The organism is Paenibacillus sp. 01T443 (assembly GCF_056398325.1).
Map to the genome: position 1 here is coordinate 177,947 of NZ_JBFTPE010000011.1, position 14,132 is coordinate 192,078.

Consider the following 14,132-nt stretch of genomic DNA (forward strand, 5'->3'; position numbering starts at 1 on the left):
ATTAGAATTTATCTGTACAATTTCAAAATTTTTCTGATTCGTTTTCGCTTAACCCTATAATCTGTCTTTTTTTGAATTCTGTACCTGGTTGAAGTATTCTTTCCATGAATAACCACCATATAGTTACGCGGCTTTAACTTTTCATGACTGAGCCGAATCACACTTCCATGCCCCTTAAGCGGGTACCGCATTCCTTTTTTAAAATCTTCCGTCTTAAAAATAAGTGTATAAAACGGCGGAGATTTGCGAACGACGGCTGCCAATCTCTTGCGATTGGAATCATACCAGAAGCCTCTTTGATTGATTAAAGCTTTTGTTGACGGTTTCGGCTTAAAAGCGTGGAGCTGTGCAATGAAATTTTTACGGTACATGTCGTCGGAATCGACACGTACAAAATATACATGCTTAAATCCTTCTAAGCAGTCCAGCACTCGCTTATTTCTGTCTGAGATTCGAACAAATTGTATATTGGAGGGAAGCTTCTTATATCTACGCAGCGCTCGTTGAATCAAAGAATTAGACTGATCCGCATAATAAATAAAAGCTTTAAAGTTTTTGTTAGTTTGTTTCATCAAACTTCTGCACGTATACATCATGAAAATCTTTATCCTATAATCGATCCATTTTTTTGTGAATCTTTCTTTTTTGAAACCGTAAGAATTAAAATGAATTTCTACGATCACACTTTTGTTAATCAACGGGCGTATCGGTAGCACCGGTTCGATCGGAGGCTCCAGGAGCATTGGCAGCACCTGGAGAATATCATCCGTATTCTCATTTGCAGTTTCTGAGGGGATTAGAATCGAGGTGTCGTTTGTCTCTTGCTCCTGATGTTCTTCTTCACTTGAATCAACTACCTTCTCGATGTCTTCAGTTTGATGATGCTTTTCTTCAATAGGCTTAGAGAATGGATTCAAGAAGCATCTCCTCCACCTTGGCCTATTATTACAACCGTTCGCTGATCAATATTGTTTTTTGGTATTAAGTCATCACTCATATCCTATTATCCCGCCTTCTTTCTAGTTTGTTACCAAGCTAAAATTAGTATATGAGTTGACTCATAAAGCGGATTGGACGTATTACTAAAATCAAGTCTAGAAAGCGTATAAATATAGAGCGAACAACTTTGTAGGCATTCTGTTTTTAAGAGGCGCTGCTGTGGAAACCGTATGAACAGTAGAAGGAGCGAATTCATCGGCCACCGAGCCTGAAGTCGCTGGTCGAAGGCGAATCGAGTCTCCGTAAGTGCGAGATTGATCCGACTTATTATTGAGTGAATAAGAACGAAAATGCACCTTTGCGATATTAATTGCATTATTTCGATAGCGAAATATCAAAATTTCATAAGAATTAACGTGTGCGCTTTTTCCGAGAAATATAACGTTTTTGTGAGGAACTCTCCTCCGTTTAATCCAATTTTTGTTGTTTGGCTTTCCTTTTGAATGAAGAGGCTTACGGGGGATAGAAATCAAATCATCCTTACCATGTGCTTTGTCCGACTCAACGAAGGAATTAGATAACATTACTTTCATATCCAAGTCCATATAGATTATCCTGAATTTCGAAAGCTCATAGTAATGGTCCTCACTTGCATTGGACGATAGCCGTTTCCTTGTACCTGCTTATGAATAGACTACAAAATGTGATTACTAAACATCGGGACGTGGTAAATGGATGAAAATGAAACGAAAAATACCCGTAAAAAAAAGAACATCCAAAAGAAGAAATGCAAAGAGAAAAAAAATAACTACAGGAGTGAAGAGGAACCGTAGATCCATACGAAAAAAAACTTTCCGTAAACATGTAGTCAAAAAAAAAAGAACATCCAAAAGAAGAAATGTAAAGAGAAAAAAAATAACTAGAGGAGTGAAGAGGAACCGTAGAACCATACGAAAACGAATTCCTAAAACAAAAAAAAGAAAAGCAGCAGTAAAAAAAAGGAATACACAAAAAGCAAATCCTATACAGTTAGTACCTCTTCGTTTTACTATGCGAAATACGAATTTACACAGTAAATTAATTGAACCGAAGCCTGCCAAGGATATAGAGCTAGATGCAGTTGGCATAGGACCTGTTTTACATCTGCCTACGAATCCAGCCGGTCAGATGAGTATCCAAGCCAATACACTTCGAAGGCTTGGCGTTCCTGCATCTTTTTGCTCGTATATAATTTCAACATACAAATACCCTAATGGTTTACCATCTCCAATTAGTAAGCTCCCTGTGCCAAATCAAGGATACTCCATGATGAGTTTCGCCGCAGAATCCGCCAAAAAGTACAATATTTTTCATTTTCATGCAGGCGAAACATTTACTAAATACAACTACACGGACTTACCGTACCTTAGCCTCTTAAATAAGAAGATGGTTATGACCTACTGGGGATCTGAATTAAGGAGAAAGTCGATTGCCGAAAGAAACAACATATTCACGAGGATCAAGCCGGGGAAACTTACAACGGAAACGGAAATTCTTAACAGATTAAACGTTATTTCCCGTTACGTCGACGCAGTGATCGTTTCTGATTATGAATTATTTGAACATTTGAAAGGTTTTTTTAATAAAGTCTATCTCGTTCGTATTGCAGTAGACTACAGCAATCTTTCACCTCATTATCCCTCCCTGACAGTAAAAAAGCCGCTGATCGTTCATGCTCCTAGCAGCCGTTATATCAAAGGAACGGACAACGTCGTTAAAGCAGTGCAACGACTTAAAGCATATGCCGATTTCGAATTTATCCAAGTGGAGAATACGTCAAATGCTGAAACGATTGAACACTTAAAAAAAGCAGATATCGTGATCGACCAGCTCCAGCTGGGCATATATGCAACATTGTCGATCGAAAGCATGCTACTGGGTAAACCTGTAGTGACCTATATTCGGGATGATTTATGGAATAAATATCCAAAAGGATTGCCTATCGTATCAGCAAATCCCAATACAATCGAAAAAGTTCTTTATAAACTGATCTCCGACCCTGAACTTCGATATGAGTTGGGGGTAAAAGGACGTCAATATGCTATCAAACATCATTCGCCTGAAAAAATAGCCCGACAGCTGATTACCCTATACAAAGAGTTATATGCCTAATGATAAGGGAGCTGCATGAATGAAAAAGGTTTTATTTATCAGTTATCACTTTCCGCCGATTGCAATGAGCCAACGAGCACTTAAGTTCGTAAAATATCTTCCGAAATTTGACTGGACACCTATAGTACTTACCCCCAAAAAAACAAACTATCCTATAGATATCACCTTGTTAGAGGAAATACCAAAGCAATGCCAAATCATTAGATTAGACACCTGTAAAAAATGTCCTCCCGCCTTTATTAGTTTATCTGATTTTATAGAGGGTTGGTTCCCGATTACATTAAAAGAGGGAATTAAAGTTATCGAAGAACAGAACATCGATGTCATCTATAGTGTTGCAGCACCTTTTTTATCGCTGGTTAGCGGAGTCGCATTGAAACGTCTAACAGGAAAACCATTAGTCGTTGATTTAAGAGATGAATGGACAACAAATCCTTATTTTCAAAATTTAGATTGGAACTATCAGAATGTGTCCACTAAACAGTTTGAAAAGCAAGTATTAAAGGAAGCCGATGCCGTTATCTCTGTAACGGATGAAATCGTAGGCACGTTGAATAGGCTTTCCGGTGGTCAGCAACGAAGCAAATTCCATACAATTCCTAACGGATTTGACCCTTCGGATTTTGAGCATATAAAGAATACACCCCAAAAAAAGAAGTTTACATTAGGATACATGGGATCCATTTATGGTTTACGGCTAGCAACGGCTAATCAGTTCTTCAAATCACTGAATACTGCTATCCAAAACCAAATAATATCGAGCAGCCAAATTAAAGTACTTTTAATTGGTGGTGATATTCCGAATCTACCCTATCAGAATGTCAACAGAATCATAAGCAGAACCGGATTTGTAAACCATCGTTCTGCCCTATCGCTAGCGGCTTCGTGCGACATACTTTTGCTCTTTATCGATCCGAGGGAAGGAAATCAAATCGTAACAAGCAAAATCTTCGAGTTAATTAATTTGGGGAAGCCTATTATAGCGATCGTTCCACCACAAGGCGTCGCCGCGAATATAATTAGGGAAACCCGAACGGGGTTCGTCATAGATTCTCGATCGCCAGCTTCAGCGATCCCTACTATTGATAAAATTATTCAATCTTGGAAAAAAGGTACCAATCTCATTACTCCGAACACCAAATCAATTCAAAAATACGATAGAAAAAATCAAGCGGGTGCACTTGCGTACATCATGGATCAATTGATAAAGGCTAAATGATAGGTTTAGCACATTAAATACCTATAGAGGCAATCCATCAAACGGAATAAACTGTTTGATGGGTTGCCTTTACTAATCTCTCCTAAACTTAGATTCTTCACTATTTTCGATATTATGAACGACGATATCACCTTTCTCGCCAATGATTCCAGCAACATAAGTCTTTTCGTTCAAAGTTCTTGTTCCCGCGATCAGCAAAATAGATGTAATCCACAGCGCTAGATAAAGTGATGTGGTATGCTTGCTATTCAATAGGAAAGTGTCCAATTTCGCATATACTATCGTAGATAGAGTAATAGACTGGAACACTTTCAACAGGATCATAGATGCATAATTTACAAGTGGAAAAGAGAGAAGTACACCCGCCCTTAATCAGAAACACAGAACAAACACAGCTTGTTAGGGGCAGGATGTTATCAATTAAGGATAAAACCACCATATTTTGTCTGTACTTCGTTAGTCCTTTCAACTTCCCAAGTAGAAGAATTCTTCGAGAATTGACTCAAGAATCTCCTCCTCCCAGCCTCACGATTTTGCCTTTGCCTGTTACACCTTTGGTCACATTCCGCGTGTCATATACAAGTGGCGCGTGTTCCAGTATGAACGCTAGAGGCATGGAGGAATGATCGGTAGCGATGACGACGCAATCCATTTTACTAAGCGCTTCTTCGGTCAGTTCTAAGCTGACGAATTTGTTATCGCCAAGCTGCAGTGAAGGAATGAACGGGTCATGATAGAACACATCTGCCCCTTCAATCTGAAGCATATGCATAAGCTCCAGCGAAGCGGATTCGCGGTAATCGGCGATATCCCGTTTATAGGCAGCCCCATAAACTAATATGCGTGAGCCCGTCAGCGACTTCTGTTCCAGATGTTGTTTAAGCTGCCGCGTGATATACAAAGGCATCATATGATTGACCGCATTTGAAATTTGAATAAAATCAGAACTAATGCCATATTGTTTAATCTTCCATAACAAATAAGAAGGATCCACTGGTATACAGTGTCCCCCGATCCCTGGACCCGGATAAAAGGCTTTAAAGCCGAATGGCTTACTGCTTGCTGCTTCGATAATCTCCCATAAATTCAAGTTGAGAACATCGCAAATCATTGCCAATTCATTGATGAACGATATGTTGATCAGTCTATATGAGTTTTCCAATAGTTTCGTCATTTCAGCTGCGTCTGTTGATGAAATGGGATGGACTTTGATAAATAGCTGACTGTATAACTCTTCTACTCTGCCCAAGCAGCTAGGCGTGATTCCGCTAACTACTTTCGGAATGTTTTCAACCGGAAACTCCTCATTGCCGGGATCCACTCGCTCCGGTGAATAGGCCACAAAGAAATCTGAACCTACCTGAAATCCCGTTTTATTCAAGACAGGCAGCAGCACTTCTCTGGTCGTTCCCGGATAGGTGGAGCTCTCTAAAATGACCAGCTGACCTTTCTGTAATCTTCCGCCAATTTCCGCTGCTGCTTGCGTCAAATAACTCAAATCCGGCGTTCCATACGAGGTTAGCGGCGTGGGAACACAGATAACGATTGCTTCGGCTGCCTCCATAAAGCTGAATTGATCGGTTGGAGTGAACCTGGCAGAGGATATGGCTTCCTGAATATCGCTGTCCGGAATTTCAGTAATATAGCTCTTTCCTTTACGCAGCATTTCAATTTTTCTACGATCCAAATCGATTCCGAGCACATGAAATCCCTTTTTCACAAAGAGAAGCGCTAACGGAAGGCCGACATAGCCCTGGCCTATGATGGCCACCGTTCTCTGCTCTGTATTGGTTTTTGGTTTAAGGTCATCACTCATATCCTATTTTCTCGCCTTCTTTCTAGTTTGTTACTAAGCTAAGAGTAGTATATGAGATGACTCATGAAGCGGTTTGGACGTTCTACTACTATTAAATAGAGAATGCGTGGAATTATATAGATAAAGCTTTCAGCCTTATAAAGCTCTTAGCTAACGAAAATTAAATAGGCATCTACACGAGGGTAGATGCCATCATTTGTATGGGTTTAAATCTTCCATTAACCGTGTCGCCGAATTCGCTTTTTACGGCTAGAGCTGATCCTTTTACGGCTGGCGTTGATCTTTTTTCGTCTTGCTTTTGTTTTTCCGGCTTGAATCACCCGGCGCTGCTTTGGCATTATCTTCTCAGATCGTGCGCGAATGGGTATCATGTCGATGATTTTACGCTTTGGCTCCATATTGAAATAGGCATTGGATAATAAAAAAGGGTTTACAATTTCCGGGTTTTCATAATAATTTTTGAGAAAAATCCTTTTCGTCTCATCATTTATCGGTTCCCCGCTCGAGAAGAAGCCGTAGCTCCACTGTGATATACGTCGATTGCTTTGTTCCAGCTCTTTCATTTCGTTCATATATTGGTGATAGAGATCACTATAAATTTGTCCTTTGTGAGGATCGATCCACGAAGAGGCTTGCAGAAACTGGGGAGAAAATTGAATGCAGCGCAAAGGTTGACCGTTAATGACGTGTATATCCTCGCTGACCCTGTCTATATTCCATCTCTCTAATAAGTTCAAAGATGATATCGTATAGCCGGCATGCCGAAGTGAATATACGTCGTCAAAAAAGTGTTGGGATATATCCAGCCAATCTTGATCGGCAAAGCGATTTTTCTCATGATCGTAATAGCCATGATGATTGCAGAGCTTTGACCACCAGAGCAAATATTTTTCTGCCGCGGGATGCCTATTTAACGCAACAAAGCCCGAATGGTGTATGCCTGCTTTACGTACTTCTTCCAAATGATCGGGATCCAATGTTTCCGGATAAATGAAATGTCCCGTAAGCACTATAGGATGCTTCTCCAGAACGACTGGGAGCTCATCTAAAGGGCTTAATAACTTCATATCCGCGTCCACATAGACCATCATTTTCTCAGCTGCATATTTATAATAAATATACCTCATCACTTGCGCCTTGCATGAACGGATCGCTTCTTGCGTCGTATATTGAAAAAAAAACTTATGGGTATTGGAGCTCCGAAAGATATCTTTCATTAGAATAACTTCATCAAAATAAGGAAAACGGAGCGCCGGTTCCGGAATCTTATCTTCTATGATACCAACAACAACTTTGCTTCCTGGCATATGTTTTTTAACCGATATTGCCATGATCATTGCTCTCGGTAAATAGCCTGCGCTTGTAACCGTTCCAATTATCATGCTGCTCCTCCCAATCTAATTAAAGGTATACCATATCCTATGATTGCCTAATTTCATAGGAAACCCCTATCAAAGCCTATTTTAATTCGCTTTAATCTCTCATCCTTATCCGCTCTTTTGTACAAAAAAACCGGTTCTGAGAGCGACTGCTCAGTAAACCGGTTTCCATCTATTCTATGATATGATTTTATCAGTCGTAAATCATGCGTTTGTTTTTTATACTATAATTTTCGATATTCTTGTCGCCCGATTTCGCTGGGAATATTCGCTCGGCCATAGAATTAAATTCCGCAATAAAGCCCTGAATCGGATGTCCAAGCTTCACATCGTTCATATACGCGTTCATTCTTCCAACAAAATCAGGATTGGCAGATACGTACACATGCTCCACGCTTGGTCTTAAACGTTTGACCTCATTTGCGATATCATCTTTTATTTGTTCGGTGAGCATATCCTGCCCCGTTGATAAGCTGCTCATTCGCCTGCTCATACGGGCGCCTTCTTTGCCCATGTAACCGGTATTTGTACGGCTCATCAATTTCGAGTCACCTGCAGGCTCATTCTCATCAAGAGATACGGCGACATAGGCATTATGGTCGGTGAGCAAGACGTACGACAATTTAACCGCATCCATTTCCGTAATTTGCTCGGCAATTTTCTCGCTCATTTCCATCCGATAATTTTTATGCGACCCGATAACGTTATTGCTGTTCAACCTACGGCCGTTTACTCGGTTCATCTCATTCATCTGATCATCGGCAAAGCGCTTATCCTTCAGTAAATTACCGTTAGCATCATACCTTATGCTGTTTGAACGAATATTTTTATTACCCAGATCCCCTTGGTTTTCCGAACAGCCCACGAGCATTGTACTAAGCAGCACGCCAGCGGATAAAGCAATCATTTTTTTGTGCATTTAGCCATCCTCCATTTCGGTTTGATCAGGCTTCAGGCCCCATCTTAGCGTTCGCCAATCCCTTTTGAACTATTCATGACATTGACAAGAGCGGATCAATGAAGTAAATTAGCATCAGGTACTAGTACTTGATACTAAAAAATTGGGAGGCACTGAGGATGAACGATATAAATCGATCCGATATTCGCTCGAATGCCGTAATTACCGCTATTGGCTCATATGTACCAGAACGGATTTTAACGAATGCCGACTTAGAGAAGCTGGTTGATACGAATGATGAATGGATCGTGCAGCGAACCGGCATTAAGGAACGTCATATAGCGGCTGAGCATCAATTCACGAGCCACCTTTGTTTCGAAGCTGTCCATAACATGATTGAACGCTACAATATTACCGTAACCGATATCGATTATATTATCGTTGCCACCTCTACTCCCGATGCCGTGTTTCCAAGTGTAGCTTCGCAGGTTCAATCTCATTTGGGCATAGAAAACTGCGGAGCAGTTGACTTACAAGCCGCATGCGCCGGATTTACGGCTGCCATACAACTTGCTAACGGTTTATTGGTTTCCGGTGCATATCGCAAGATACTGGTGGTTGGAGCCGAGACATTATCCAAAATTACCGATTATTCTGACCGTACTACATGTATATTATTTGGAGACGGAGCCGGGGCATTCCTAATGGAATCTTCGGATGACGACCGCGGCAATGTGTTGTCTATGTATTCAAAAACAGATGGCTCCCGCGGACATCAGCTATATCGCAGCAGCTTAGCTTCTGCCATCGGAGATCATGCTATTCATACGAACGGAATGATCGTGCAAAATGGCCGGGAAGTGTACCGTTGGGCAGTCAGCCATGTAGCAGAAGGGGTAAAACAGCTAATGGAAAGAAGCAGGCTCTCGGCAGCGGATATTAATTGGTTCATTCCGCATAGCGCGAATATGCGTATTATTGAAGCCCTTTGCGAAAGAACGGGATTCTCGCTTGACCAAACGTTGTCCAGCATCAAACTCTTCGGTAACACTTCCGCTGCATCGATACCGCTCGCCATAGACGAAGCGGTCAAAGCAGGTACAATAAAACATGATCAGATCATGCTGCTTTACGGATTTGGCGGCGGCTTAACGCAATCTGGAATCATTATTCGCTGGTCGCTGTAGGCATACCAAACAGCCCTATATCCTTTCGTTTCAACTTACTTTAGCGAAACAATTATGGATATAAGGCTGTTGCCATACCGGCTCTTACGGCTGCTGCTCATAAGCCAATTGATGTCCTTCCTCAAAGCCTTTTGCAAACCCTGTATTATAACTATTGTTAAAAACCTGACCAATTTGTACGCGTTCATTATTCTTTTGAGAAAGGCGCTTTCTTTGTGCCGGCTTTCTGCGCTGAAGAGACTTTTTCTTACTTATTGCCATTGATTTTGCCTCCTAACGATAAGGAAATTACAAGGCTTGCCGAAGCTTGATCGGTCCAATTATAGGCAATCCATCGGGAACATCTAGAAGCTCTGATTCTAATAAGCTAATCTGCGAGCGACTATTCATGTACCATGCTTCAGCAGCTAATGGACTAACGATTGCTCGTTTCATGCCTTTTTCCATATAATACATACCGCCATCCGCTTTAACGCAGATAGAACCATGCAGTTCGGTATGCTGCCCGCGACCTTGGACAAGATCCAATTTATGCTGAACTTCGTCTTCAATCAAGGCTGGCCCGAATGTCCATCGCCTTAAATCAATTTGAGACAACTGAATGACAGGTCCATCCCATATCCCTTCAATGGCTCTTCGGACACCATCCTCAATCCAGAAAATAGTTTCAGTTAATCCTTTCACTGCAATCGCTTGCGGGTAAAATGCAGTTTCGCCAAGCCTCCGTTCATGCCACTCTGCTGATTGCCGGGCGTCTGTACGGTTTATCCCACTGTTATGTGCCAAGGAATTCAAAACTTCATTCGGTTTATTCCATTTATCAGTGAAATAGAGCAAACCTTTTTTCTTTTCAACTTCTTCATTGCCCGGTATCTTCTCATCGTCAGAAGTCAGATGAACGAAAGCATCACCTGCATAAACCAATGTAAGTCCTAGATTCCTTACTCTGATACAATAATCTTCCTCAACGTATGGTCTTTCTATGCAACCTTCATCCAAAAACCCGACCTTCTCTAGCAGATCGCGGCTAAACAACAAGCATTGGAAGGACAATCTCTCTGAAGTGCTCCATCTAGAAGGATCACTTATATTGTTCAATGTCGCAAATTCCTGCATGTTTTCCAAACTGCTGTAACCATGGTCAATCCGTTGGTCGCCTTTCATACCATTCGATACCGCTCCTACAAGGCCAATGCTAGGATTACTTTGTAAGCAAATAAGCATATTATGAAGCCAATTGTCTGTACAGACAACATTGTTGCTTAACAGTAAAATCGACGTTCCTTTGGCCATCATTAAGCCCCTGTTCAGTGCTCCTGCAAAACCATGATTATGCGATAAAATATGATATCTCACCATTCCGTCCAGTTGCTTCAAATAGTGCTCAATTCCATCGGATGAGTTGTTGTCGACAACGATTATTTCGTAGCTCAAGGTTGTATAATTGATGATACTTTCGATACAACGCTTAACTCTTTCTGCTGCGTTATGGCTCGTAACAACAATACTTGTTCCATCAAAGTACGAATCAAAACTTTTAAAACCTGCTTCTAATCCTTGCTGATAGCCTTCTTCCAAACCTCGGTTGGAATCTGCTAATCGTTTGTTCGCATATTTTTTCAATTCACTTTTTCTTTTAAGACGGTTGGCTATCTTTTTAATTCGTCTCATCGGCGATCACTCCATTTCTGTCAAATGATCGAACAGTTTAACATTATATTGTATGTTGGGTTTTCTTAACCGTAAGGGCATTCGTGTAGATCTCGAAATTAAACCATAGGTTCAATGTCCAACTGCTCCATGAAAAAAGAGGATTTTGACGCTTTTCGCGCACAAAATCCTCGTCTTGTTTCTGTGCCATGCCGATTGCAAACCAGTTAATATCTTCTTTGGGATCATAACTGCTGCGTCTATAGAACCGTTACTTCCGAGCACCAGATCTTCCCTTTTTTCGCTGCCTGTCAGCAGATGCCTTACTCCTACGCTTCTGAGCGCCAGCTCCCTCGTTACGTTTGCTGGCGACAACTGCTTTTCGTTTACTCTTCTGAGCGAGAGCTTGTTCCTTGCTGCGCTCCCCGCTGAAAACTACGCCGAATAACGCAAGTACTTCACCTGAGAGATGCGCTAGCGTAATATTCCCCTTACGAATGTGATGCCCTTCAATTGTTTCTGCCTTCAAGTGCTTGCCCGCTAACGAATCCGGTTGAACATGCTCGCCAATTACCGCACCGTGAACAAGCTTCGCTCCAGTTACTGCACCGTCCTGCAGCTGATTCTCACGTATTGACAGCTCAGCGATTTTGTCGGATGTAATCGCGCCAGCAGCTAAATGCTCCGTCCCTACAGCTTCTGGCTTCAGTGCCGCAGCCCCAACAACACCATTCTGCAGCTGTTTTTCACCTACGCTGCCCTCCGACAGCTTCTCCGAAGTAACGGAATTATCCACCAAATGAGCGCCGCGTATGCTACTCTCGCTCAGGTGGGTACCAAGCACAGAACCACCCGCCAGCTTACTGCTTGTGACTGACTCATTGGCTAACTGCGCCATCCCTATTGCCCCATAACTAATATGCTCCTCAAGAACCGCATGCGGCGCAAGCTTATCTTTATTAATAATTCTGTCTTGCAAATGATTGCTCTCAATTGCATTCTTCGACAGGTGCTTCGTTGATACCGAGTGATCGGATAACTTCGCCGACGTTACTGATTGATTAACGAGATGATCGCTGTTGATTTGCCCTTTTCCGAGATGTGCGCTTTGAACTGACTCTTCCTGCAGGTGGGATGAAGAAACCGAGTTGTTTGCTAATTTTTCTGATTCGACTGCGCCTGCTTTCAGCTCCCTTGTTCCTACTGCCCCTTCTGCCAAGTGCTCGGCCTTGATTTCGCCTAAGGTCATATGCTTTCCCTGAATGATACCTGGCGCAACATGCTCGGCTAGCAGTAAGCCCGGCTTCAAATGAACGGAATCTAATGCTTCCTTAGCAATCTTATCGCCTGTAACGGCTCCATCGCGCAGCTTCGACTCCGTAACCGCGCCGTCTGCGAGCTTCGAATTGTTAATGGCATCATTAGCTAAGTTTTCTGGGCGTATCTCTCCGATTTTTATTTTTTCTGATGTAATCGACTGTTCGGCCAACAGCTCCGTTGTAATCGCAAATGGCTTCAAATGTTTGGAGTCAATTGAGCCCAAAGCTATTTTGTGCGCGCTAATCGTGCGGTCAGCGAGCTTCTCCGAAGTAATGCTTCCATTCTGCAGCTTGCTTCCATTGATAGAGAGGTCCAAAATTTTATCTCCGGATATCGCGTTATTCGTCAAATGGTCCCCGGTAATCGTATGATTCGCAATTTTAGAAGAGTAAATGGCGCCATCCGCAATATGAATGTTCTCAACTGCATAATCGGCAATGGCGCCCGATTGAACGCTTCCTGCTCTGAGCTTACTGCTGTCGATCGCACTAGGAGCAATTTTGTCTGTGGTAACCGCTAAGTCTGCCAAATCGTCCGTATAAATAAATGGAATTGGCGCATCTAGGCTTTTCTTTTTCTCAACTCTTTCCAGCTTCTCTTTCAAGGTAGGCTCTATTACATCTTGAACCATTTTCTGAGGGTCCTCAAGATCCTCAAGATCCTCAAGATCCTCAAGATCTTCAAATTCAAGCAAATCCGGATGCTCTGCTTTTATCGCTCGTTTGTCTGCCATACTTTTCACACTTGGTTTCCGTTTGTTCAAATCATCCAGCATCTTTAACTCGGAAGTATTCGGATTTTCAACATAAAAAAGCGGCTTCCGCCCTCYCGGGCTATTCCCTTTTCTGCTTTTTTCCATTTTTTTCTCCTTCTTCCTCCAGATTTGTCAATAGCCTCTCGGCTTGTGCCGAGGCAAATGGAAAAGGGATTCCTTGTTGCGTCCAACATACCTTCCTTTTGTGGGAGGGTTTTTATTTCAACCACGACCCAAATTGGAGAACTCATGCCTGCAATCGGTCTGCTTCATCCCCGACATGGATTCTCACCTGCAAGGCGTGCTTCCTAGTACGTTTAATAGTCCTTACGGATTAAAGCCCATATTATCAATTATCGGGTCTACAGAGTCACTTGAAACTAATTTTCCCTGATCATTACAGTTTGGTTCTGCTCATACATGAAACATCCTCCCTTAGTAGTTATATGAGGAGGGACAATAGTCGGTATAGATAAATATCCATTAATAAAAGCCCATTTTGTCATTGCTTACGAAACATGAACAGGATAGAAACTAAGTTGTTTTACAAAAAGCCTGTTATCTCTCATTTTCTTGGAAGCTTTGGATCGACAAATAGACGTGTTGATCCATCATTCTAGCGATGGTCAAGTAAGCGTCAAAATAATCACGACCTTCTGAGAGGATGGGACTATTTGATATAAACTAAATAATAGACACGGATTATATTGAATTCAGATCATGAATCGATGGAACTATTGTGTTGTGAATAAGCACTTTGGAACGGATTGAAGCTATTTTGATATGTAATTCACTGAACTTTTGTTAAATTACAGCGGG

11 protein-coding genes are annotated in these 14,132 nt (G+C 41.8%); 3 read left to right on the forward strand and 8 right to left on the reverse strand.

The features are described from left to right. Positions 1 to 8: 8 nt before the first annotated feature. Both AC1DLI_RS22050 and AC1DLI_RS22055 read right to left on the reverse strand, forming a co-directional pair. Positions 9 to 917: a glycosyltransferase family A protein gene (locus AC1DLI_RS22050; RefSeq protein ID WP_477606453.1), complete on the reverse strand. Its 909-nt coding sequence runs from the start codon at positions 915 to 917 to the stop codon at positions 9 to 11. A 177-nt stretch (positions 918 to 1,094) separates the two neighbouring features. Further along, complete coding sequence (locus AC1DLI_RS22055; RefSeq protein ID WP_477606455.1) at positions 1,095 to 1,544, reverse strand: hypothetical protein; 450 nt, start codon at positions 1,542 to 1,544, stop codon at positions 1,095 to 1,097. Between the two features lie 130 nt (positions 1,545 to 1,674). Between AC1DLI_RS22055 and AC1DLI_RS22060 the strand changes: the two genes are divergently transcribed. Then, positions 1,675 to 3,090 (forward strand): glycosyltransferase family protein, encoded by a 1,416-nt coding sequence (locus tag AC1DLI_RS22060; protein ID WP_477606457.1) that lies wholly within the window; start codon positions 1,675 to 1,677, stop codon positions 3,088 to 3,090. Positions 3,091 to 3,109: 19 nt separating this feature from the next. Continuing rightward, a complete protein-coding gene (locus AC1DLI_RS22065) occupies positions 3,110 to 4,309 on the forward strand; it encodes a glycosyltransferase (RefSeq protein WP_477606459.1) in 1,200 nt (399 codons plus the stop codon). A gap of 502 nt (positions 4,310 to 4,811) precedes the next feature. Here AC1DLI_RS22065 and AC1DLI_RS22070 read toward each other — a convergent pair. From AC1DLI_RS22070 to AC1DLI_RS22080, 3 genes are all read right to left on the reverse strand, one after another. Then, positions 4,812 to 6,125, reverse strand: a complete 1,314-nt coding sequence (locus tag AC1DLI_RS22070) for a nucleotide sugar dehydrogenase (RefSeq protein WP_477606461.1) — start codon at positions 6,123 to 6,125, stop codon at positions 4,812 to 4,814. Positions 6,126 to 6,343: 218 nt separating this feature from the next. Next, entirely contained in the window at positions 6,344 to 7,507 is a 1,164-nt protein-coding gene (locus tag AC1DLI_RS22075; RefSeq protein ID WP_477606463.1) for a hypothetical protein, read from the reverse strand. Between the two features lie 190 nt (positions 7,508 to 7,697). Continuing rightward, a complete protein-coding gene (locus tag AC1DLI_RS22080) occupies positions 7,698 to 8,423 on the reverse strand; it encodes a YhcN/YlaJ family sporulation lipoprotein (protein WP_477606465.1) in 726 nt (241 codons plus the stop codon). Positions 8,424 to 8,581: 158 nt separating this feature from the next. On the opposite strand from AC1DLI_RS22080, the gene AC1DLI_RS22085 reads away from it, so the two are divergent. Continuing rightward, positions 8,582 to 9,589: a beta-ketoacyl-ACP synthase 3 gene (locus AC1DLI_RS22085; protein WP_477606467.1), complete on the forward strand. Its 1,008-nt coding sequence runs from the start codon at positions 8,582 to 8,584 to the stop codon at positions 9,587 to 9,589. 84 nt (positions 9,590 to 9,673) lie between these two features. Here the strand turns inward: AC1DLI_RS22085 and AC1DLI_RS22090 are convergent, their stop codons facing one another. From AC1DLI_RS22090 to AC1DLI_RS22100, 3 genes are all read right to left on the reverse strand, one after another. Continuing rightward, entirely contained in the window at positions 9,674 to 9,850 is a 177-nt protein-coding gene (locus AC1DLI_RS22090) for a hypothetical protein (RefSeq protein ID WP_477606469.1), read from the reverse strand. 27 nt (positions 9,851 to 9,877) lie between these two features. Next, positions 9,878 to 11,260, reverse strand: a complete 1,383-nt coding sequence (locus tag AC1DLI_RS22095) for a glycosyltransferase family 2 protein (RefSeq protein WP_477606471.1) — start codon at positions 11,258 to 11,260, stop codon at positions 9,878 to 9,880. A 250-nt stretch (positions 11,261 to 11,510) separates the two neighbouring features. Then, positions 11,511 to 13,418, reverse strand: a complete 1,908-nt coding sequence (locus AC1DLI_RS22100; protein WP_477606473.1) for a hypothetical protein — start codon at positions 13,416 to 13,418, stop codon at positions 11,511 to 11,513. Between the last annotated feature and the right edge of the window lie 714 nt (positions 13,419 to 14,132).